21 protein-coding genes and 1 pseudogene are annotated in these 23,391 nt (G+C 33.4%); 13 read left to right on the top strand and 9 right to left on the bottom strand.

Annotated elements, in window-relative coordinates:
• Window positions 1-105: 105 nt before the first annotated feature.
• A pseudogene (locus tag L1276_RS25310) lies at window positions 106-318 on the bottom strand (ATP-binding cassette domain-containing protein); the annotation flags it as partial.
• Between the two features lie 113 nt (window positions 319-431).
• Here L1276_RS25310 and L1276_RS05800 point away from each other — a divergent pair.
• On the top strand, window positions 432-1,151 hold the full coding sequence (locus L1276_RS05800) for a phosphodiester glycosidase family protein (protein WP_253786084.1): 720 nt from the start codon (window positions 432-434) through the stop codon (window positions 1,149-1,151).
• 93 nt (window positions 1,152-1,244) lie between these two features.
• The gene (locus L1276_RS05795) at window positions 1,245-1,541 is read left to right on the top strand and encodes a hypothetical protein (protein ID WP_253786083.1); all 297 of its coding nucleotides are present in this window, start codon (window positions 1,245-1,247) and stop codon (window positions 1,539-1,541) included.
• On the opposite strand, the gene L1276_RS05790 is transcribed toward L1276_RS05795, so the two are convergent.
• From L1276_RS05790 to L1276_RS05760, 7 genes are all read right to left on the bottom strand, one after another.
• Window positions 1,529-1,840 carry a DUF6787 family protein gene (locus tag L1276_RS05790; RefSeq protein ID WP_253786082.1) on the bottom strand — a complete coding sequence of 104 codons (312 nt, stop codon included), beginning with the start codon at window positions 1,838-1,840 and terminating at the stop codon, window positions 1,529-1,531. The two genes, L1276_RS05795 and L1276_RS05790, sit on opposite strands and share 13 nt — an antisense overlap.
• A gap of 32 nt (window positions 1,841-1,872) precedes the next feature.
• Window positions 1,873-2,307, bottom strand: a complete 435-nt coding sequence (locus L1276_RS05785; protein WP_253786081.1) for a DUF6146 family protein — start codon at window positions 2,305-2,307, stop codon at window positions 1,873-1,875.
• Between the two features lie 138 nt (window positions 2,308-2,445).
• Window positions 2,446-3,009, bottom strand: coding sequence for a hypothetical protein (locus tag L1276_RS05780; protein ID WP_253786080.1), 564 nt, complete (start codon window positions 3,007-3,009; stop codon window positions 2,446-2,448).
• A gap of 130 nt (window positions 3,010-3,139) precedes the next feature.
• Complete coding sequence (locus L1276_RS05775) at window positions 3,140-3,529, bottom strand: hypothetical protein (protein WP_253786079.1); 390 nt, start codon at window positions 3,527-3,529, stop codon at window positions 3,140-3,142.
• Window positions 3,530-3,623: 94 nt separating this feature from the next.
• On the bottom strand, window positions 3,624-4,574 hold the full coding sequence (locus L1276_RS05770) for a D-2-hydroxyacid dehydrogenase (protein ID WP_253786078.1): 951 nt from the start codon (window positions 4,572-4,574) through the stop codon (window positions 3,624-3,626).
• Between the two features lie 134 nt (window positions 4,575-4,708).
• Window positions 4,709-5,779: a 3-phosphoserine/phosphohydroxythreonine transaminase gene (gene serC, locus L1276_RS05765; protein WP_253786077.1), complete on the bottom strand. Its 1,071-nt coding sequence runs from the start codon at window positions 5,777-5,779 to the stop codon at window positions 4,709-4,711.
• A gap of 105 nt (window positions 5,780-5,884) precedes the next feature.
• On the bottom strand, window positions 5,885-6,958 hold the full coding sequence (locus L1276_RS05760) for an acyl-CoA reductase (protein WP_253786076.1): 1,074 nt from the start codon (window positions 6,956-6,958) through the stop codon (window positions 5,885-5,887).
• Window positions 6,959-7,107: 149 nt separating this feature from the next.
• Here L1276_RS05760 and L1276_RS05755 point away from each other — a divergent pair, with 149 nt between their 5' ends.
• Together L1276_RS05755 and L1276_RS05750 are read left to right on the top strand one after the other, a co-directional pair.
• Window positions 7,108-7,461 carry a 4Fe-4S dicluster domain-containing protein gene (locus L1276_RS05755; RefSeq protein ID WP_253786075.1) on the top strand — a complete coding sequence of 118 codons (354 nt, stop codon included), beginning with the start codon at window positions 7,108-7,110 and terminating at the stop codon, window positions 7,459-7,461.
• 167 nt (window positions 7,462-7,628) lie between these two features.
• Window positions 7,629-8,783: a hypothetical protein gene (locus tag L1276_RS05750; RefSeq protein ID WP_253786074.1), complete on the top strand. Its 1,155-nt coding sequence runs from the start codon at window positions 7,629-7,631 to the stop codon at window positions 8,781-8,783.
• A 104-nt stretch (window positions 8,784-8,887) separates the two neighbouring features.
• On the opposite strand, the gene L1276_RS05745 is transcribed toward L1276_RS05750, so the two are convergent.
• Window positions 8,888-11,551 (bottom strand): TonB-dependent receptor, encoded by a 2,664-nt coding sequence (locus L1276_RS05745; RefSeq protein ID WP_253786073.1) that lies wholly within the window; start codon window positions 11,549-11,551, stop codon window positions 8,888-8,890.
• Window positions 11,552-11,847: 296 nt separating this feature from the next.
• Here L1276_RS05745 and ychF point away from each other — a divergent pair, with 296 nt between their 5' ends.
• The 9 genes from ychF (at window position 11,848) to L1276_RS05700 (ending at window position 23,339) form a co-directional block, all read left to right on the top strand.
• A complete protein-coding gene (ychF, locus tag L1276_RS05740; RefSeq protein WP_253786072.1) occupies window positions 11,848-12,942 on the top strand; it encodes a redox-regulated ATPase YchF in 1,095 nt (364 codons plus the stop codon).
• 366 nt (window positions 12,943-13,308) lie between these two features.
• Complete coding sequence (locus L1276_RS05735) at window positions 13,309-13,986, top strand: TIGR02117 family protein (RefSeq protein WP_253786071.1); 678 nt, start codon at window positions 13,309-13,311, stop codon at window positions 13,984-13,986.
• 240 nt (window positions 13,987-14,226) lie between these two features.
• Window positions 14,227-15,144: a YihY/virulence factor BrkB family protein gene (locus L1276_RS05730; protein WP_253786070.1), complete on the top strand. Its 918-nt coding sequence runs from the start codon at window positions 14,227-14,229 to the stop codon at window positions 15,142-15,144.
• A 98-nt stretch (window positions 15,145-15,242) separates the two neighbouring features.
• Window positions 15,243-15,767 (top strand): NADPH-dependent FMN reductase, encoded by a 525-nt coding sequence (locus tag L1276_RS05725; protein WP_253786069.1) that lies wholly within the window; start codon window positions 15,243-15,245, stop codon window positions 15,765-15,767.
• 1 nt (window position 15,768) lies between these two features.
• A complete protein-coding gene (locus L1276_RS05720; RefSeq protein WP_253786068.1) occupies window positions 15,769-16,749 on the top strand; it encodes a transglutaminase domain-containing protein in 981 nt (326 codons plus the stop codon).
• Window positions 16,750-16,795: 46 nt separating this feature from the next.
• Window positions 16,796-17,971, top strand: coding sequence for a nicotinate phosphoribosyltransferase (pncB, locus tag L1276_RS05715; RefSeq protein WP_253786067.1), 1,176 nt, complete (start codon window positions 16,796-16,798; stop codon window positions 17,969-17,971).
• Window positions 17,972-18,132: 161 nt separating this feature from the next.
• Entirely contained in the window at window positions 18,133-20,001 is a 1,869-nt protein-coding gene (locus L1276_RS05710; RefSeq protein ID WP_253786066.1) for a DNA topoisomerase IV subunit B, read from the top strand.
• Window positions 20,002-20,040: 39 nt separating this feature from the next.
• The gene (locus L1276_RS05705) at window positions 20,041-20,586 is read left to right on the top strand and encodes a hypothetical protein (protein WP_253786065.1); all 546 of its coding nucleotides are present in this window, start codon (window positions 20,041-20,043) and stop codon (window positions 20,584-20,586) included.
• A gap of 32 nt (window positions 20,587-20,618) precedes the next feature.
• Window positions 20,619-23,339 carry a DNA gyrase/topoisomerase IV subunit A gene (locus tag L1276_RS05700; protein WP_253786064.1) on the top strand — a complete coding sequence of 907 codons (2,721 nt, stop codon included), beginning with the start codon at window positions 20,619-20,621 and terminating at the stop codon, window positions 23,337-23,339.
• Window positions 23,340-23,391: the final 52 nt, after the last annotated feature.

The raw sequence follows: 23,391 nt of genomic DNA, 5'->3' as shown, positions 1-23,391 counted from the left end.
AAAAAACAATAAATAAACAGCCAGAATTACAATGTAAACAGATCCGGTCCAGGTTATAATTTTAAATGTTCTTTCCTGTTTTGAATTGTCATTTTCTATATCCTGCAGGTTTAAAATATTCTTGCCATTTATGGTTAAAGATGAATCTGAATTTCTTTCGGGTTTATCCAGCGTTCCTAAAATTTGCAGTAAAGTGGTTTTTCCGGCTCCGGAAGCGCCAACGATAGAAACAATTTCGCCTTTTTTAATATGTAAATCAACTCCTTTTAAAACCTCAAGTTTATCGTAGAATTTATGTATGTTTTTTGCGTGTATCATTTAGTGAAACTGTTTTTACAAAGAAACGAAGAATCTATCGATATAAAAATGTGTTGTAACAGAATTTTATGAAGTTATTTGTGTTTACTTTTGAGAACCTTAATATTGAAAAAATGAGATTAAAAGTAGTTCTGTTTTCATTTATAATTGGACTTACAGTTGTTTTTATTGGCGCTGAACAATATTCTGATGATTTGTTTTTAACTTATAAAGTTGATATTAAAAAACAAAATTTAAGATTGTTTTGGAAAGATGATAAAGGAAACCGATTTGGGAGTATTGAGAATTTTAAACTTTGGTCATCTGAAAAGAATCTCAAAGTAGATTTTGTTATGAATGCAGGAATGTATAAAACAGATCGTTCTCCGCAAGGTCTTTATATTGAAAAACAAAAAGTATTGTCTCCTTTGGATACTGCAGCAGCCGAAGGTAATTTTTATTTGAAGCCCAATGGTGTATTTTTTATCACAACCAAAAAAACTGCGTTAATTTGTACGACAGAAAGGTTTAAGAATAATAAGGAAATTGAGTTTGCAACACAATCTGGCCCAATGCTGGTTATTGATGGTCAGATTCATTCTGCTTTTAAAGAAGGGTCAAAAAATCTGAATATTAGAAACGGAGTAGGTATTTTACCTAACGGAAATATAGTTTTTGTGTTGTCTAAGAAAGAAGTCAATTTTTATGATTTTGCCAATTATTTTAAAGGTTTGGGATGTAAAAATGCTCTGTATCTTGATGGATTTGTATCGCGCGCTTATCTTCCTTCTCAAAAATGGATTCAAACCGATGGAGATTTTGGTGCGTTATTTGCAGTTACAAAAAATAAGTAGGAAGGTGGTAATTTAGAAATTAAATTTAATAAAGAAATAAAACTACTTTCCTGAATTATATTTAATTTCGGATAAACTCAAATAAGACTTAAAATGCAGGACTTAAAGGTTGTAGAAGATAATAGAATGTCAAAATTAATAATTGGTTTAATTTTGGACGGAATTGGTATGATTTCTTTTTCGATTCCGCTTCTTGGAGAATTTTCAGATGTGATCTGGGCGCCAATTGCTGGTATTATAATGACCAGAATGTATAAAGGCAGAGTAGGAAAAGTAGCCGGAGTTTTGACTTTTCTTGAAGAGATTATTCCGTTTACGGATGTGATTCCGTCTTTTACACTGACATGGATTTATACTTATTTTTTCTCAAGGGAAAATCAGGAAGTTTGATCTTTAAACAAAAATCCTAATCCCATATTTTTAAGCATTTTCTTTTCGAAGTTCCAAAAGAATTTAAACTGCCCAAAAATGGTTCCAATTGCCACCAGTAAAACCTGATAAATAGGAAAAATAATTATTAGACGAATTAAGGTAAACCAGCCGCCAAAATCTTCTTTGGTAATACCCAGCCAAACGCAGAATGGTTTAGACAGCCAAGCAGAAGCCGATCCTGTGATGGCAAAAACAATAAGTATAATAATGGCTTGTAAATTTGAGGTAATTCCCCAACGTTTTTTTAATCTATTCATTGCTATTTGTAATGATTACAAATATAGTAACATTATCTTGAAGGAACGTTACCCCAAAGCTTTTGTTTGTAAGTATTTTGAAAATAAATCATGTAATTATAGATTAAGTAATTTACTTCATAACCGTAACGAATATCAGGACGATAATCAATTGACATTTCATATAAATTAGGACTGTAACGCTGTGGTTGTAAAACGCGGCTATTCCATTCTGTCACATATAGATTATTTTTATTTTCGAGATATTGTAATGAATAATAATTTCTTGGATAGGCTCTTGATGCTAGCCAGGTGCTAAAACCATTATCGATAATTATTACTTCATATTCCAGAGAATCATTTGCAATTCTAACCGTATCATTTGTTTTTTTAGCTGCAGGAGTATCTGAATTTGCTATACTCTGCGAAGTTGTAGAACAAGCAATTATGATTAGCAATAAGAGTAATATTAATACACACTTTTTCATAACCTTAAAGTTACGTTTTTTTTAAGATACTAAGGTTCTAAAGATGCTAAGATTCTGAGTTTTTTGTTTTAGAACAATAAAAAAGCCGTTTATAACATAAACGGCTCTAAATATTTACAACTTAGTATCTCAGCATCTTTATTTACTTCCAAACAATTTTCCAATAAATCCAGCAATCCCACCTTTACTTTTTGTAACGACAAGAACATCGGCAACGTCAAGCTTTCCGTCGTTGTTTTGGTCTAGTCCAAATTGGACTCCGTATTTTGAAATCGTATCCATAATTCCAGATGCTTGTGTGCTGTTTCCTGCAATCGAATTGATTATATCCGAAATTTGAAAACTGCTGTCGTTAGGATCTTTTGCTTTATTAACCAATGAACCTAAAATCTGCGGAATTAAGTTTGAAGCTACTCCAGAAGAATCGGTGCTGCTTAAACCAAATTTTTCTCCTAAACTTCCAGAAAGCTGCTGTGAAATTTGCTGTACTACAGGATTCGAATTGTCGATAGGAGAATCTCCATTAAATAATCCGGCAAGTTTTTCGCCTCCGCCTTCAGAAGCGATTTTCTTTAAACCTTCAAAAATAGAATTGCTTGTTTCGCTTATTACGGCTTCATTATGTTCGTTTGGGACAGCGTTATTGTTTACAACAGCATCGCCTCCGTATTGTTTTACTAATTGGGTTAATTGTTCAAACATGATTTTGATAAATTAGGGATTAGAAATCAAATTTAGTTAAAAAAAGGAATTGATTTAATAAACCATACTAATAAATATTTTGTAAATGATTTATTTATAGATTGTTATCTTTTTTTGGATGTTTTGTTATTTACTTATTGGACTTTAAATAGGAGTCAGTAGTAAAAATAGTTTTTGGTATTTTTATTCCGCACCAAGTGGTTATGTTTTCAGGATTAAATCCGGGGCAATTATTAATTTTCTTTTTAGGAAAAAATAGTACATCATTCTTAAATGTGCTTAGATTGTAATAATAATTAGTACAATCTTCTCCATATCTCCATACATCACTTGAACCATCATTTTTTACAGTTTCTTTAAAAGTAAAAATGGAAGACTGCTCTGGAATAAAATACTCTTTTTCGATAATAAGAGAAAATATGTTGGTTAAGATATTAGAAGAGAATAAGATAATTGCACTTGTAAGCAGTATCAAAAGAATGATCCATTTACTGAGAGAAGTTTTTTTATTAATTTTCATAAATACAATCTTGTCTTCAAAATTAATTAAAAAGAAAAGGGATTTACTACAATAAAGTAATAAATCCCTTAGCTGATACTATATTTTTTACTTCTTAACTTAACAAAGTAATGATTTGTGAAGCTAATTCAGTACCAATTCTATCTTGTGCTTCTCCCGTTGCCGCTCCAATGTGAGGAGTTAATGATATTTTAGAGTGCATTAAAATTGCCATTTCTGGTTTTGGTTCGCTTTCAAAAACGTCTAAACCTGCAAAAGCAACTTTTCCTGAATCTAAAGCTTTTACTAAAGCTACTTCATCAATAACACCGCCGCGTGCACAGTTTACGATTCCAACTCCGTCTTTCAAAAGTTCAAATTCTTTTTCTCCAATGATGTAACCATCTTGAGCAGGAACGTGTAATGTAATGAAATCAGACTCTTTAAATAAAGATTCTAAAGATTGAGAAACAATTGTAGTTGTAATAGATTGTCCGTCGAAAAATTCAACTTTTACATCTACTTGCGGAATAAAACTATCTGCAGCGATAACTTTCATTCCTAAACCAAGAGCCATTTTTGCTGTAGCTTGTCCGATACGGCCAATACCAACAATTCCTAAAGTTTTTCCTCTTAATTCAACTCCGTTTGCGTATGCTTTTTTCAAACCGTCAAAGTTTGAATCTCCTTCAAGAGGCATGTTTCTGTTTGAGTCATGTAAGAAACGAACACCAGAAAATAAGTGTCCAAACACCAATTCAGCAACAGATTCTGAAGATGAAGCCGGAGTGTTAATTACGTGAATTCCTTTGCTTTTAGCATAATCAACATCGATGTTATCCATACCAACACCACCACGACCGATGATTTTGATACCAGGACAAGCGTCGATAATATCTTTACGAACTTTAGTTGCGCTGCGCACTAAAATTACGTCTACATTATTTTCATTAATAAAGTTAGCTACTTGTTCCTGAGCTACTTTTGTAGTTATAACTTCAAATCCACCTTTTTCTAAGGCTAGAATTCCACTTTTAGAAATTCCGTCATTGGCTAATACTTTCATTTTTGTGATATTTTGTTTATTTGGTAAATCGGTTTAACTATTTAATCGTTTATACGTTTAATTGTTTAATCGATGAACCAACTATTATAGTTTTTCTTTTTGGGTATTTGTTAACTGAAAACTGAGACTGAAAACTAAACTTTACTTTCAAGTGCTTTCATTACATCAACTAAAACCTGAACACTTTCGATAGGCATAGCGTTGTAAATAGAAGCTCTGTAACCGCCAACAGAACGGTGTCCTGGTAATCCAGAAATTCCAGCTGCTTTCCATAAAGCGTCAAAAGTTTCTGTATGCTCTGGGTTGTTTAATAAGAAAGTAACGTTCATTTTAGAACGATCTTCTACAGCAGCTGCACCTTTAAATAATGGGTTTCTGTCGATTTCTGTATAAAGTAAATCAGCTTTTGCATTGTTTAATTTTTCAACAGCAGCAACTCCGCCTTTAGCTTTAATCCATTGTAATGTTAGTAATGAAACATAAACTGCAAATACAGAAGGTGTATTGTACATACTTTCTGCTTTGATATGTTTAGCATAATCTAACATACTAGGAATTGCTCTTCCGTTTTTCCCTAAAATTTCTTCTTTAACCACAACAAGAGTTGTTCCTGCAGGTCCCATGTTTTTTTGAGCACCGGCATAGATTAAGTCAAATTTAGAGAAATCTAATTCACGAGAGAAAATATCAGAACTCATGTCGCACACTACTGGAATGTTAGTCGACGGGAATTCATGCATTTGAGTTCCAAAAATGGTATTGTTACTTGTACAGTGAAAATAATCAGCATCTGCTGGAATTTCGTAACCTTTTGGAATATGTGTATAATTATCATCTTTTGAAGAAGCTACAACAATAGTTTCTCCAAAAAGTTTAGCTTCTTTAATAGCTGCAGCTGCCCACGTTCCAGAATCTAAATAAGCCGCTTTTCCGTTTTCTTTCAATAAGTTGTAAGGAGCCATCAAGAATGCCGTGCTTGCACCACCTTGTAAAAACAAAGCCTGATATCCTTTTCCTTCAAGTCCTAATAATTCTAAAGCCAGCGAACGAGCTTCATCCATAACAGCCACAAAATCTTTGCTTCGGTGCGAAATTTCAAGAATAGATAATCCTGAATCATTAAAATTTAAAACTGCTTTTGATGCTTTTTCAAAAACTTCCTGAGGTAAAATACTTGGTCCTGCGCTGTAGTTGTGTTTTTTCATGGTTGTTGTTAATAGTCGAAAAATTTGTCGAAAAAATTAAAGATGCAAATTTCGGTAATAGGAGCTGAAAAAGCGATAAATAATTCGAAATAATTAAACATTTTTTTACTTTGTTGTTAACAAAAACGTTATAGTATCAACGTTATCTGCATAATCCCACAATTGAGGATTTTGGGTCTGTCCAAATGAAACACTATTTTCAATCAAATTATTGCTGACAATGCATTGAATTTGCTCTTCATCGGTTTTAAGGCGTGATTTTAAATCTTCAAGGTTTTCGTAGTATTCAAAGAAAACGCTCGAGATAGGCGAGGCGTAGCTTGAGTCTTCTTTTAAAGTTATAAAACCATTGTCAGTAAGTTTGAAATTACTCATTAAAAAAACCGCTTTATTATAATCGTAATTATTAGCGTATTTTTCATAATGAATAACGTCCTGATATTTAAAAATCGCCTGAAAAAAGGCATCGAAAGAATATCCTTTCGGGACAAAAAGTTTAGAAACATTTCGGCATCCTAAACCAAAATATCTAAAAATATCCTCGCCCAAAGCCTCTAATTGTTCGTGAGATTCTTTTCCGTTTAAAACGGCTGTCGAATTTCTGTTTTTACGAATAATCGAAGGTTTATCTTTAAAATAATATTCGAAGTATCGAGCTGTATTGTTACTTCCTGTGGCAATTACGGTATCAAAGTTTTCGAGTTTTCCATCTACGAAAGTGATCTTATCTTTTAAACTTTCATCAACTGCAATTAAATATTTGGCTAAAAAGGGTAGTAAATGCTGATCGTTTGATGAAGTTTTTATTACTGCCTTGTTTCCGGTAATTAAAACCGAAAGAAAATCATGAAAACCTACAAGCGGAATATTTCCTGCCAGAATTAACGCAACGGTTTTTTCTTTTCGGTCGTTTTGAGCAAAGTCTGCAGTATATTTTGAAAGCCATTTTTCAATGTTTTCGTCTGTTAGAGCCTCAGCCCAGGATTTTATTGCAAAATATACTTGTTCAGGCGTGTACCATCCGTTGTGTGACTGCGATAGATGAATAAGTTTTTCGAAATCATCAAAAAAGATATCATTATATAAGACACCAGATTTTTTCTCGGATTGCTTTTCAGAAAACTGGCTTAAAAATTTTCCTAATTCAACAAAAACACTTTTTTTTGTTTCTAATGTCATAATGTTTGTTTATGAATTGTTTTGATTGTAATTTTGCACAAAAATAAGCATAATTAAGTCGAAAGTCAAAAGTCATCAGGCCAAAAGCTAGACTTGTCTTTATTTTGACTTTAGAACTTTTAGACTTTTAACTTTAAGATTAATAAAAGATGGCAATAATTATAACTGACGAATGCATAAACTGTGGGGCTTGTGAACCAGAATGCCCAAATACAGCAATATACGAAGGAGCAGATGATTGGAGATATAAAGACGGAACAAGCCTTAAGGGAACTGTAATTTTACCTGACGGAACTGAAGTTGACGCTGATGATGCGCAGACTCCAATTTCTGATGAAATTTATTATATTGTTCCTGGAAAATGTACAGAGTGTAAAGGTTTTCATGATGAACCTCAATGTGCTGCTGTTTGTCCTGTTGATTGTTGTGTGCCGGATGATAATCACGTAGAAGATGACGAAACTTTGTTAAACAGACAAGCGTTTCTGCATGGTGACGAATAAAACTTTTTGATTAAAAATATAGAAATCCCGAGTTTTTACTCGGGATTTTTTTTACCCTGATATCAGGTATTTGTTAAAGTTAATTTATTGACAACGAATGTTTTATTTTTTTAGGGGTTGCTTTATTGTTAAAAAAATAATACTTTAGTTGAAAATTTAACAAGCTTATGAGGAAAAGCATACTTTTATTTTTTGTTTTGTCTAGTGTTAGCGTTTTTTCGCAAAATGAGGAATATTCTATAATTGTAAAGGATATAGAAACTTTATTACCTATTGAAAATGTGACTGTCGAAATTTTAAAAACAAAACAGATTTTATCGAGTAACAAAGATGGTAAAGTTACTTTTATATTAAACGGCGCTTCAAATGTTCAGATTTCTGAAACTAATTACGAAGATTTAACGATTCGATGGGCTTCTTTAAAAGAAAATGGTTTTGTTGTTTATCTGAATAATAAAAACAACAAACTGGACGAAATCGTATTGTCTAAGCAATCTCCGCAAAAAGTACTGCAAAAAATAGTTTCAAACTCGGCAGATAAACTAGCTTCATCATATAGGTTGAAAGTGTATGTAAGAGAATTTTTTATGCTTGATAATAAATACTCTTATTATAATGACGGTCTGGTTAATTTTCAGTTTTCAGGAAAACCTTCTACAACACTTTTGGTAGAGCAAAACAGATCGTATGGTTTGTTGGAGACTGATGTAAGTACAGATTTAAAAGGTTATGATTTGAATAATATAATGAAGAATTATTCTGATTTTAAATACTTTGATCCGCTTTTAGATCCAAAAGCAAAAAAAGAATATGACTTTATTATAAGAGGCCACGCTAAAAACAAAGATTATTATGTAATGACAATTACGCCTTTTGACAAAGCAAAAGAGGCTATTGATAATTTTGAAATTATTTACGATCCCGAAAAGAAACTTATTGTTGAATTTACAATTGATATAACACCACAGAATCTTGATAAAGTTGTGGAAAAAACAACTGAAAACTCAAAGAATATTACAAGATCTTTTATAAAAGTAGATTATAGGTTAGACGGAGAGGATTATTATCTGCTGAATTCAAATGAAGAAATCGCTTATAATTTGATTTTAAAAGAAGAGGTTAAAAAAATTCAGGTTCGTAATAGTTTTACGACAACCAATTTTAACCGACAAAATTTTACTTATAGTGAAAGTGATGTTTTTAAAGAGAAATCGCTTTTTAATAAAAAGAATAAGATTTTGACTAATTACTGGGATATTTCTGGTTTTGTTGCTACAGATGAAGAAAAAGCGATTGTAAGCTCGCTGGAATTTAAGATGTAATTGTCAATTTTTTTTGTGAAATATAAGATGTAAAATGTCTTTTTAGTATAAAAAAATCCTGAACTATTGTTCAGGATTTTTTGTTTTTTATATAAATCTCGTGATTAAAAATTAAATCCAAGTCTGGCATAGTAATATGCACCGCTGAAACCCATTTGTACAGCATCCCAATAACCACCAGCTTCGGTGTTTCCTTGTTCATCTTGTTTGGTTGGATACACATTAAATAGGTTATTGCTTCCAATGCTTAATTTTAAGCTTTTGCTTAATTGATATCCCAATGTTAAATCGGTTACTAATCTTGGGTTGTAAACGTCGTCTTCATCAGCATAATCAACCAGAACTACTTTACTGAAACGTGTAAAGGCTAATCCGGCATCAAATTTATTTTTAGAATAATTTAAGTTTAATCCAAATTTACTGTCTGGTGCCGAAGCCAATAAAAAGGCTTTTTCACGTTTTCCAAAAAAAGTAGCTTCATCTAAAGCACCATTTTTTACTTTGTCAATTTTCATATCATTGATGTTTCCTACTAAAGTGGCATTCAATTGTCCAAAATCAAATGTTTTCTTCCACGATAAAACCAAGTCTAAACCATGAGTGCTGGTATCGACTCCATTAGCAAAAAACTGCGCTTCTGAAACTCCTAAGTTTAAAGGTTCTGCATCAAAATATCCGGTAAGAACGATACGATCCTTTACCTGAATATAATACCCGTCAACAGTTGCAGTGAAATCTCCAAATGAAGCCGTGAAACCCAAAGAAGCATTTACTGCTTTTTCTTCATTTAATTTATCAATTCCAAAAGCTCTTGTAACCTCGCTGTCATTTGGGGCTAATAAAACTTCGGTTGCACCGCTGGAGTTAAAGTTGGTGAAACGTAAATTATAATAAATTTGTGCCAAAGACGGCGCGCGGAATCCTGTACTTACAGAGCCTCTTAAATTAAAGTGATCGCCAAGTTTTAACCTAGAGGCTAATTTTCCGTTTACAGTACTTCCAAAATCACTGTAATTTTCAAAACGAACTGCTGCGCTCACCATAAAAGCTTCGGTAACATCTAATTCACCATCGGCATATAATGAAAAGTTGGTACGGCTTTTATTAACTTCATTTGCAGGACTGTAACCCGGAAAACCTTGAGAACTTCCAGGTCTTGGAATTGTAGGGGAAGAGTCGGGGTCTGAAGGATCGTAATCTGGATTTGGAACCGTTGGTGCGCTTTGCGTTGTTGGATCGGTAATAGGCACGCCGTTTGTGTCATACGTAGTGTAAGAACCTTCTTCTCCGGCAAAAATTTCAAATTTTTCAACTCTAAATTCAGTACCAAAAGCTATATTGAAACCGTTTAGAACACTGTCGTAGTTTTTAGAAATATCAAAATTAGTTGTGTTTTGAAGTAAGCTGTGCCCTCCTGCATCAAATTCAAGCGGTGATTTTTCTTCAAGCGAAGCATTTATGGTTCCTTTAATATCATATTGAAATTTATTCATTCCAAAAGTATTACTTAGATCAAATTTCCATCCTCCGCCAGATTCTGTTCTAATTCCTGCAGCAACCGAATTATCATTGATTTTTGAAGTAATTCTTGGGGTATAACCTCCCGGATAAACCGATTCTACAACTCTTTCTCCATCATTTCTGGTAAAAGCATAGGCATCAGTATCTCTAAAATTGCTTCCTCCAAAAGCATAAAACTCAGTTTTATCAGCAAGAGGAACAGCAAAATTAGCAAACAAGTTTACGCCTTGCATTTCGGCATCACCAAAACCTTTTCTAAAATCATAAGCAGGTCTTAATGTTTTATTTTTGTTTAAAAACTCTCCCGTAAAATTCGCATAACCGCCTTTGGTTCCTAATGCAACACCGTAATTGGCAGCAATTCTAACAGATCCTCCGTCAAAATCCTGATCTTTTCCGTATGAATTTCCGTTTCCATTCTGATCTAATCTGTATCCTTTTGTATTTGGAGTTCCCGGCAGGAAATCGCCTTTTGCATTGGTATTAAAAACTCCGTAGGTAATAGAACCTGTAAGTTCGTTTACATTGTCGTTGGTTACAATATTAATAACTCCCGCAATCGCATCAGAACCGTATTGAGCCGCTGCACCGTCACGCAGGATTTCAATTCTTTTGATTGAAGCTGCCGGAATTGCATTTAAATCCGTACCTGTATTGCCGCGTCCGCGAGTTCCAAATAAGTTAATTAAAGACGACTGGTGTCTTCTTTTTCCATTAATTAAAACTAAAGTCTGGTCAGGACCCATACCTCTTAATGATGCAGGATCAACGTGGTCAGCGCCATCAGAACCAGATTGTTTGTTTGCATTAAAAGACGGTGCTACATATTGCAGTAATTGATTAATTTCAATTTTTCCACTTTGTGTTGTAACTTCTTTTACATTAATTACATCAATAGGAACGGCAGAATTTACAACGGTTCTTTTCGTATTTCTGGATCCTATGACAACAACGTCGCTTAAGATTTGTCCGCCGCTTTCGTCTAAAACAATACTCATCTTTTCTGAAGCTGTTTTTTCGACTGTGGCAAAACCAACATAACTAAAAATTAATGTGGCTCCATCTTTCACTTTTATTTTAAAACCTCCTTCAAAATCGGTTGAAACACCGTTTGAGGTTCCCTTTTCGACAATATTAACTCCCGGAAGCGGTGATCCTGTCTTGTCTTTGACGACACCGGATGCTTCTTTCTGCGCAAAAAGAAATGCTGAATTCAGCATCAATAAAAATAATGCAATCTTTTTCATGGTTATTGGTTTTTTGGTTTGTTTTTTGTTGTAAATTTTTATAAAATTACTATTTTTTAACAAAAACTTAATAAAAAGTTTAAAAATTTTTAAGAATAGCCTTAAAATTGTATTAATGCACATTTTTACTTCGGTTACGAGCTATTAAATCTTATATTTGCAAAATTTTAAAGCCAAAAAATATCATTTTGGCAGAAACAAAAAAATAAAGACGTAAATCATAAACCATTACAATACAATTGTTAATGACAAGACCTGATATAATCAGTGTCGAATAAAATAAACAGAAACAACAGATGAAAGCAGGAATTGTAGGATTACCAAATGTTGGAAAATCAACATTATTTAATTGTTTATCTAATGCAAAAGCGCAAAGTGCTAACTTTCCGTTTTGTACTATCGAACCTAATATTGGTGTTGTAAACGTTCCGGATCCAAGAATCAACAAGTTAGAAGAATTGGTAAAACCAGAACGCGTACAAATGGCAACCGTAGATATCGTAGATATCGCAGGTTTGGTAAAAGGAGCAAGTAAAGGGGAAGGTCTTGGAAACCAGTTTTTAGGAAATATTAGAGAGTGTAATGCTATTATTCACGTTTTACGTTGTTTTGATAATGACAATATTGTTCACGTTGACGGAAACGTTAACCCAATTCGTGACAAAGAAACGATTGATATCGAGTTACAATTAAAAGACTTAGAAACTGTTGAAAAACGTTTAGAAAAAGTAAATCGTGCTGCTAAAACCGGAAATAAAGAAGCGCAGACTGAAAAAGCACTTTTAGATAGAATTAGAGAGTCATTATTGCAAGCCAAATCAGCTCGTACTATTATACCTCAAGGTAATGATGAAGAAGTTCTAATGGAATCTTTTCAATTAATTACAGCAAAACCAGTTTTATATGTTTGTAATGTTGATGAGAATTCAGCAGTAAACGGTAACAAATATGTAGATCAGGTTCGTGAATTAGTGAAAGATGAAGAAGCTGAAGTTATTATTCTTTCAGTAGGAGCAGAGGCTGATATTACAGAATTAGAAAGCTATGAAGAGCGTCAGGTTTTCCTAGAAGATATGGGATTAACTGAGCCGGGAGCATCAGTTTTAATTCGTGCGGCTTATAAATTATTAAAACAACAAACGTATTTTACAGCAGGTGTAAAAGAAGTTCGTGCCTGGACAATCAACATTGGAGCTACAGCACCGCAAGCAGCTGGAGTTATCCACACTGATTTTGAAAAAGGTTTCATTCGTGCTGAAGTTATTTCATACGAAGATTACGTTCAATACGGTTCTGAAGCAAAAGCAAAAGAAGCTGGAAAATTTAAAGTGGAAGGAAAAGAATATGTTGTAAAAGATGGAGATGTAATGCACTTCCGTTTCAACGTTTAATCCTTTTTTAGAGAAGATAGAATAAAGAACAAAGAATAAAGACTAAAACTGCTGAAGAGATTCAGCAGTTTTTTTTATGTCTGAAAGTTGAGTTTTTCGATTGTCAGGCTGAGCGAAGTCGAAGCCCCGCAAAGATTGGCGATTTAGATTGTAGATTTACTTGCGTGCCCTTCTCCCGAAGCCTCGGGATCGCTCAGGATGACAAAAAACACGAATAAAAAATCCGTGTAAATCCGCGCTTTCGCGAAAGCGAATCCGTAAAATACGCGTGCCATTTCGCAAACAATTTAACAGTTTGAAATTTTTGGCTCAAAAATTGGTTACAGAAAAATTAACCAATTACTAATCTAAAATCAATCAATTAAAATGTTGAAAAAATCTTTCAAATTTCTGGGCTGGACAATTTTCGGAATCTTTAGTTTTCTTGTTTTGTATGTCGTATCAGTTTATCTGATTTCTAAAATTACCGTTAATTCAAATGCCGATTTAATAAAACAACAAAGAACAGTTCCAATTTATATTCTTTCAAATGGCGTTCATACGGATATTGTCGTTCCCGTAAAAAATGAAATCAAAGACTGGAGGAACCAGATTCAGTTTAATCAAACCCAATCAAAAGATTCATTAATGAATTATATCGGTTTCGGCTGGGGGGATAAAGGCTTTTATTTGGATACGCCCGAATGGTCAGATCTAAAAGCGAGTACAGCTTTAAAAGCTGCTTTTGGAGTTAGTTCATCGGCCATGCATACAACCTTTTTCAAACAATTAAAAGAAGGCGACGACTGCAAACGTATTTTAATTTCAGAAGAAAATTATCAAAATCTAGTAAATTATATTTCGAATAGTTTTAGTGATCCAATTCATCCACAATGGATTGAAGGGCACAGTTACGGAAAAAAAGATGCTTTTTATGAAGCTAAAGGAAGTTACAGCCTTTTTTATACCTGTAATACATGGGCAAATAATGCTTTAAAAGCGGCCAATCAAAAAGCAAGTTTGTGGACTGTTTATGATAAAGGGATTTTTTGTCATTATAAATAAACTTAGCTGTATAATCCCTACGGTGCAATTGCTTTACATCAGTTATTTTGTTATCGATTAAATCTTTAAGAGATTATTCTGTCAGGAATTAAATATCGGTAGTGAAAGGATTTCGCCAATTAGTAGTATTTAGGAATTAAATATCGGTAGATGGAAAAAATGTAAAATTCCATTAAAAAGCAAGAATTAAAGATTTTCCATTATTGCGTAAATTTGAGAGAATATCAAAAAAAACAGCAGATGAAAATCAAAAATATTTTTAAAAAAACATGGTTTCTATTAAAGAATACTTTTTTAGAATTTAATGATGACAACGCTATCAAGCTTAGCGCAGCATTATCCTATTATACCATATTTGCATTGCCTCCGTTGTTAATTATTATCATAACTGTTTGCGGTTTCTTTTTTGGTGAAGAAGCTGTAGCAGGTCAATTATACGGACAGATAAACGGTATGGTAGGTAATAGTGCCGCCATTCAAATTCAGGAAGCTATAAAAAATGTACAATTATCTGGAGATAACATGTTTGCAACCGTTTTTGGAATTGTAATGCTGTTAATTGGAGCTTCGGGAGTCTTTGCAGAAATACAAAGTTCCATAAATTTTATTTGGGGATTACGTGCCAAACCAGATAAAGGCATTAAAAAATTCATTCAAAATCGATTAATGTCATTTTCAATGATTGCATCTGTAGGGTTTTTGATGCTGGTGAGTCTTCTGGTAAATACAACATTAGATTTGGTCAGCTCACGTTTAAAAATTTACTTTCCGGAAAGTACTGTTTATTTATTTTATGTGGTTAATATTGTAATTGTGCTGGCGAGTATCACTCTGCTTTTTACCATTATCTTCAGGACTCTGCCTGATGGAAAAATCAGATGGAAAGATGCCTTTATAGGGTCAGGTGTAACTGCGGTTCTTTTTATGATTGGTAAATTTGCCATAGGTTTTTATTTAGGAAGTTCAACCGTGGCTTCTGTTTATGGTGCAGCGGGATCTGTAATAATTATTTTGGTTTGGGTTTATTATTCGGCAATTATTCTTTATTTTGGAGCAGAATTTACTAAGGTGTATGCAAAATCTTACGGAGGTAAAATTTATCCAAATGAATATTCAGTTGAGATTCAAAAGGAGATATATGAAATAGAACCTGAGTAAATATTTTTGATACATAAAAAATATTTAGTTTGAAGATGAACTGAATAATAGTTTTATGGCTTAATTTTTGAACCCATCAAATTTATAAATACCACACTATGAAAATAATAGCCTTTGGAGGAAGTAACAGCCAACAGTCAATCAACAAACATTTAGCAACTTATGCGTCTAATTTGTTTGAAAATGCTGAAGTAGAAGTTTTAGATCTTAATGATTTTGCGATGCCCGTATTTAGCGTAGATCTTGAAAAAGAAATAGGACAGCACAAACTGGCACAAGCCTTTTTGAATAAGCTTAAAGAAGCTGATCTTCTGGTTGTTTCGATGGCAGAAAATAATGGCAATTATTCTGTTGCTTTTAAAAATGTTTTCGACTGGAGTTCCCGAATTGAAAAAGATGTTTTTCAGCACAAACCAATGTTATTATTAGCTACTTCGCCAGGCGGAAGAGGCGGCAGTTCAGTTTTAGGAATTGCTCAAAATCTTTTCCCGCGTTATGGTGCTGAAATTAAAGGTTCTTTTTCGCTTCCATCTTTCAACACTAATTTTGACTTGGAACAAAATAAAATCTCAAATCCAGAATTAGACCAGCAATTAAAAGACATTATAAAATCAAGTTTTTAAAATGAGAATACAAAAAACTCCTTTTATATTTCTTTTCCTGCAATTTTTTTTCCTGAATGTCACTTTTGCTCAAAAGCTTAGTGAAGTGGATAAAATTGTTGCAAAATACCCTAAAAGCTTTTCTACAACAGAAAAATTAGCAGAGAGAATTCAGGACGATTTCAAGTCAGATTCGGATAAAGCAAGAGCCATATACACTTGGATTGCCTTAAACCTAAAATATGATTATAATGCGTATTTAAATCCACCCAGAACACAAGGTTTTACGTATTCTACCGAAGCTGAAAAGCAAAGGAAAATCCAGCAATTGAACGATAAATTGGTTCAAAAAGCATTTACTTCTAAAAAAGCTGTCTGCGAGGGATTTACAGCTTTGTATCAGCATTTAGCTTCATTAACTGGATTAAAATCTGAAATTGTACGTGGTGATTCTAAAACTTCATTACGAGATATCGGCCGTAAAAACACATCGTCTAATCATGCCTGGAATATGGTTTTGGTTGATAAAAAATGGCGTTTGATAGATGTAACCTGGGGACAAGGTTATTACGACAGCAGTAAAGGCAGAATGGTAAATGATTTTAACCCTGTTTATTTTGACACGGATCCAGATTATTTTTTCGCTAAACATTATCCAGATTCAGGTTCTTATTTAGGAAGCAGAATAAGCAAAGAAGATTTTTTAAATGGCCCTTTAATTTTCAATTCTACAATTGAAAATGATTATAAAATTAAATCGCCTAATTCTGGATTAATTGAAGCCAAAAATGGAGATAAAATCACGTTTGAAATAAAAAACGTTTCAAAATCAGATCAGGTTTTCTATTTAAATAAAAAGAATCAGCCCGTTAAAGTTCAGAACGCAAAAGAGAAAAGAGGCGGTTTAGAATTTCAAATTCTGATTGACAGTAATGTAGGAGAATATATTACGATTTTTGTGGATACGAATAGTGTTGTCTCGGTTAAAATAATTTCAAAATAGATTAAATTGCCGTATCTTAGCGATTATAGATCCGAATTTAACTTTTATGGAAACTACTTTCTTGAAATCAATTTTAGACAATGATTTCTATAAATTTACAATGCAGCATGCTGTAATAAAGCTTTTTCCAAAGGCAAAAGTTCGTTATGGGTTTATAAATCGCGGTAAACATATTTTTCCGGATGGTTTTGCAGATTTGCTTCGACGTTCTGTTGATGCTCTGGCAGATCTTCGGTTAACAAAAGAAGAAAAGAATTACCTATCGCATTATTGCCCTTATCTTGATCCCACTTATTTAGATTTTCTTCAGGGATATAGTTTTGATCCGTCAGAAGTCCAGATTAGTCAGGAAGGTTCGGAAATAAAAGTTACAGTTGAAGGATTTTGGTACAGAACTATTCTATGGGAAGTGCCATTAATGGCATTGATTTCGGAGATTTTTTACAAATCCAATCATTTGATTCGTTTAAATGATGAAGCCATAAAAAATCTGACCAAAGAAAAAATCGATAATTACAATAAATTAGGCGTTTCAATTTTAGAATTTGGTACAAGACGCCGTCATTCTTATGATGTTCATGTTTTAGTCAATGAAACTTTGAGAGAAAACGGCGGGCAGAGTTTTATAGGAACCAGCAATGTACATTTTGCCATGGTCAATAACCGAAGACCTTTGGGTACTCACGCTCATGAATGGTTTATGTTTCATGCGGCGCAATATGGTTTTAAAATGGCGAACTTGATAAGTTTGGAACATTGGACTCAGGTTTATGGCGGAGATCTCGGAATTGCCTTAACAGATACTTATACTACAGAAATATTCTTCAATCAATTTGATAAAAAATATTCTAAACTTTTTGACGGAGTTCGACATGACAGCGGCGATCCAATAGAGTTTGCCCAAAAAGTGATTTCGCATTATACTAAAATGGGAATCGATCCAAAATCGAAAGCCATTGTTTTTTCAGATTCGCTTAATTACGAAAAAGTAGAAAAGATAGTCGATTTTTGTAAAGACAAGATAAAAATGTCTTTTGGAATTGGGACAAATTTCACCAATGATGTTGGTCTCCCGGCGATGAATATGGTAATCAAATTAACGGATACAAAACCAGACAACATACATTGGCAGGGTGTGGTTAAACTTTCTGACGAAAAAAACAAAAATACGGGAACTCCCGAAATGATTGCTTTGGCGAAGGAAGTTCTCGGAATCAAATAGATTTTTTTATTTCATTGCTGCTTTTTTATATTTTTAAAGAGCATTTATTTTAAAATCAATTTAAATAGATTGAAAACTTGTTATTATTCGTAACAAAAAAAAAAATACGCTTTCATTTTTTGCCGATAAATGGTACATTAGCCAAAAATCCAATTCACCTTATGCTAGAGCAAAATCAATATACCGAAGATAATATTCGATCACTCGATTGGAAAGAACATATCCGTATGCGTCCCGGGATGTATATCGGAAAATTGGGAGACGGATCTTCGCCGGATGATGGTATTTATATTCTATTAAAAGAGGTTTTAGATAACTGTATCGATGAGTTCGTAATGGGCTCTGGAAAAACTATTGAAGTAGGAATAAAAGACAAAACAGTTTCTGTTCGTGATTACGGACGTGGAATTCCGTTAGGAAAAGTAGTGGATGTAGTTTCTAAAATGAATACGGGTGGAAAGTACGATTCTAAAGCTTTCCAGAAATCAGTTGGATTAAATGGTGTCGGAACAAAAGCAGTAAATGCACTTTCCAACTATTTCCGAGTAGAATCTGTTCGTGATGATAAACAAAAAGCGGCGGAGTTTTCTGCAGGAAATTTAGTTTCAGAAGAAGATGTAATTGAAACCACAAAACGTAAAGGAACAAAAGTAACTTTTACACCAGATGAAACGATTTTTAAGAACTATAAATTCCGTTTAGAATATGTGATTAAAATGGTTAAAAACTATTGTTACCTAAACAATGGTTTGACTATTATTTTCAATGGAGAAAAATATTATTCAGAAAACGGACTTCGCGATTTATTAGAAGAAACAATCAGTGAAGAAGATTTAGAATACCCAATTATCCACTTAAAAGAGCATGATATTGAAGTTGCGTTAACACACAGTAAAACGCAGTACAGTGAAGAATATCACTCTTTTGTGAACGGTCAGAATACAACGCAGGGAGGAACGCACTTAGCGGCCTATCGCGAAGCCGTTGTAAAAACAATTCGTGAGTTTTACAATAAGAATTTCGAGGCATCAGATGTTCGTAAATCGATTGTGAGTGCGATTAGCATTAAAGTTATGGAACCGGTTTTTGAGTCTCAGACCAAAACTAAATTAGGTTCTACAGATATGGGTTCAGATGATGGAACACCTCCAGTTTCTGTTCGTACTTTTGTAAACGACTTTATCAAAACTAAGTTAGATAATTATCTGCATAAAAATCCAACAACAGCCGAAGCTTTATTGCGTAAAATTTTGCAGGCCGAACGTGAAAGAAAAGAATTATCAGGAATTAGAAAACTGGCAACAGATCGTGCTAAAAAAGCGAACCTTCATAATAAGAAATTAAGAGACTGCCGTGCGCATCTTCCTGATACCAAAAACCCAAGAAATTTAGAGAGTACACTTTTTATTACCGAGGGAGATTCGGCTTCCGGATCGATTACAAAGTCACGTGACGTAAATACACAAGCAGTTTTTAGTTTACGTGGTAAGCCTTTGAACTCCTACGGAATGACGAAAAAAATTGTGTATGAAAATGAAGAATTCAATTTACTTCAAGCAGCTTTAGATATCGAAGACGGGCTTGAAAAACTACGTTATAACAACATCGTAATCGCAACAGATGCCGATGTCGACGGAATGCACATTCGTTTATTGTTGATTACTTTCTTTTTGCAGTTTTTCCCTGAATTAATCAAAGAAGGTCATTTGTACATTTTGCAGACACCTCTTTTCAGGGTTCGAAACAAAAAAGAAACCATTTACTGTTATTCAGAAGAAGAAAGAAAAGATGCGATTGAGAAACTAAAGCCAAAACCAGAAATCACCCGATTTAAAGGTTTAGGAGAGATTTCGCCAGATGAGTTCAAAAACTTTATTGGAGAAACCATTCGACTTGATCCGGTTATGATGGATAAAAACACTTCGATTGAGCAGTTATTGTCTTTTTATATGGGGAAAAATACGCCAGACAGACAAGAGTTTATTATCAAGAATTTGAAGGTTGAGATTGATGAGCTTGAAGAGGTTTAAACTAAAATTCGAATTTGAATTATGAGGAAAGCATTGTTTTTGATTTTTATCCTGATAGCTATTTCTTGTAAAAAAGAAAATGCAGAATCTTCAATAGTAAATGAAAAAGCAAAAGTTTTTAAATCACAAAGCGAAGTAATCAAAAGAAGAGATTTTCCTTTAAAGAATTTATCTAAAGTTGAGGTTTTGTCTTATGAAGACCGAATGCGATGGGATAGAAAAATTACTAAAAAAGATAATAAGTATACAAAAGATCTAGTTGTTGATTATAAATTGAATTTTGATAGTACAAAGGTTAAAGAAAAAGTAGTATTAAATTCAGTATTGAAAACAGAATTACTGGAATTAATGTCTCAGGATAGTTGTAAAGTAGTAGAGGGACTAGCAGATTGTTATATGCCACGGCATATGATACTTTTTAGAGATAAAAAAAATAGAATAATTGGTTACAAAGAGCTTTGTTTGTCATGCAAAGGTTTTAGAGAATCAAAAAACCTTGAAAATTACAATGGCTTTTGCTTTAGTCAAATGGAAGAGCTTTTTAAAAAAGCTGGTATAAAATATTTTGACGATGATTATGAATAAAAAAAGTTTACTGAAATAATTCAGCATATAAAATGAAAGACGAAGAAGACGATAACATAATTCCAAGCGACGACGAGAATAATCAAGATGAAAACCTAATTGACGACAATCAGGATGGAGATGACGATGAGATTATCAATGTAGATGCTAAACACTTTGAAGGACAGCATTTTTACGAAAATCAGGAAGAAGAAGGAGAAGACGTTATTACTAAAGTAACGGGAATGTATAAAGACTGGTTTTTGGATTATGCTTCGTATGTAATTCTAGAACGTGCAGTTCCTGCTATTGAGGATGGATTTAAACCGGTTCAGCGTCGTATTATGCACTCTTTAAAAGAGTTGGATGATGGTCGTTATAATAAAGTTGCGAATGTTGTAGGTCACACCATGCAGTATCACCCACACGGAGATGCGAGTATTGGTGATGCAATGGTGCAAATTGGTCAAAAAGATTTATTGATTGACTGTCAGGGAAACTGGGGTAATATTTTAACGGGCGACGGAGCAGCAGCTTCGCGTTATATTGAAGCACGTTTATCTAAATTTGCTTTAGAGGTTTTGTATTCTCCAAAAATTACGGATTGGGGTGTTTCGTATGATGGTCGTCGTGCAGAACCAAACAATCTTCCTGTAAAATTTCCATTGCTTTTGGCACAGGGAGCAGAGGGTATTGCGGTTGGACTTTCTACAAAAGTACTTCCTCATAACTTTAATGAATTAATCGATGCTTCGATCAAGATTTTAAAAGGAAAAGCTTTTACTTTATATCCTGATTTCATGACGCAGGGTATTGCCGATGTGTCGAATTACAATGACGGACTTCGCGGTGGACGTGTGCGTGTGCGTGCTAAAATTTCGCAATTAGACAAAAATACATTGGTCATTACACAGATTCCGTTTTCGACCAATACATCGAGTTTAATTGACAGTATTTTGAAAGCCAATGATAAAGGTAAAATCAAAATCAAGAAAATTGAAGACAATACTGCTGCCGATGTTGAGATTTTAATTCATCTTTTCCCGGGAGTTTCTCCGGATAAAACAATCGATGCTTTATTTGCTTTTACAGCCTGCGAGACATCTGTTGCGCCTTTAGGTTGTGTTATTGAAGATAATAAACCATTGTTTATCGGAGTTTCTGAAATGTTGAAAATTTCGACACACAGAACCGTTGATTTACTTCGTCAGGAATTAGAAATTCAGTTAGAAGAATTAAAGAACAAATGGCATTTCTCTACTTTGGAGAAAATCTTCATTCGTGAAGAAATGTACATTGATTTTAAATTGTATTCTGATAGAGAAGCACTTTATAAATATTTATACGATCGTTTTGAGCCTTTCAAAAAATCATTTGTCAGAGAAATTAATGATGATGATTTACAAAGATTGACCCAAATCCCAATGATTCGTATTACCCGTTTCGACTCTGACAAAGCCGATGATTTTATCGCGAAGTTAGAAGACGAAATGAAAGAAGTAGAGCATAATCTGGAGCATTTAACCGATTTTGCAATTGCTTACTTTACCAAATTAAAAGAGAAATATGGAAAAGGCCGTGAACGTCAGACAGAACTTCGTGTTTTCGATAATGTCGAGGCAACAAAAGTAGTTTTAAGAAATACAAAACTATATGTAAACCGCGAAGAAGGTTTTGTTGGAACCAGCTTGAAAAAAGATGAATATGTAGGTGATTGCTCTGATATTGATGATGTTATCGTGTTTTTACGAGACGGAACATTGATGATTACAAAAGTCGACGCCAAAACATTCATCGGAAAAGATATTATACACGTTGCTGTTTTTGATAAGAGTGATAAACGTACTATTTACAATATGATGTATCGAGATGGAAAATCGGGACCTTCGTATATCAAACGTTTTAATGTTACGGGAGTAACACGTGATAAAGCTTACGATTTAACAAATGGTACAAATGGTTCTCAGGTAGTTTATTTTTCACATAATCCGAATGGAGAAGCTGAAGTTATTACCATATTATTACGTCAGGTTGGAACCATTAAGAAACTGAAATTCGATATTGATTTTGCCAAATTAGCCATTAAAGGCCGAGGATCAAAAGGAAATTTGGTAACCAAATATCCAATCAAAAAAATCGAATTAAAAGAAAAAGGAATTTCGACTTTACTGCCAAGAAAAGTTTGGTTCGATGATACCGTAAAACGTTTAAATGTTGATGCCAGAGGTGAATTACTTGGCGAATTTAAACCAAGTGACAAAATCTTAGTAATAAGCCAGACAGGTAAATTAAAAGTCATTATTCCGGAATTATCGACTCACTTTGAGGAAGATATGATTATATTGGAAAAGTGGAAACCGAAAAAACCAATTTCGGCTATTTATTATGATGGAGAAAAAGAACGTTATTTCCTGAAACGCTTCCTTGTAGAAAATGAAGGAAAAGAGGAAAGCTTTATTACAGACCATCCAAACTCGCAGCTAGAAATCGTTTCGACAGATTATCGTCCGGTTGCACAATTGGTTTTTGCGAAAGTAAAAGGAGTTCAAAAAGAAGATTTACATATTGATGTAGAAGATTTTATAGCTGTAAAAGGTTTCAAAGCTTTAGGAAATCAATTAACTACAGATAAACTAAAACAGGTTAATTTATTAGACCCACTTCCTTATGAAGAACCAGTCGAAGAAGTTCCTGAAAAGCCAGAAATATCAGAAGATGATCCTGTGGAAACAGAATTAGACGACGACGGCCAGATAGGTTTGGTTTTAGACTAAAAAATGAAAAACGCTAAGAAAATAATTCTTAGCGTTTTTTTTTACTTGATAT

Source organism: Flavobacterium sp. HSC-32F16, from assembly GCF_024171645.1.
GTDB lineage: Bacteria > Bacteroidota > Bacteroidia > Flavobacteriales > Flavobacteriaceae > Flavobacterium.
Note: the sequence above shows the minus strand (reverse complement) of the source record. Positions and strands in the feature narration are given on the sequence as shown.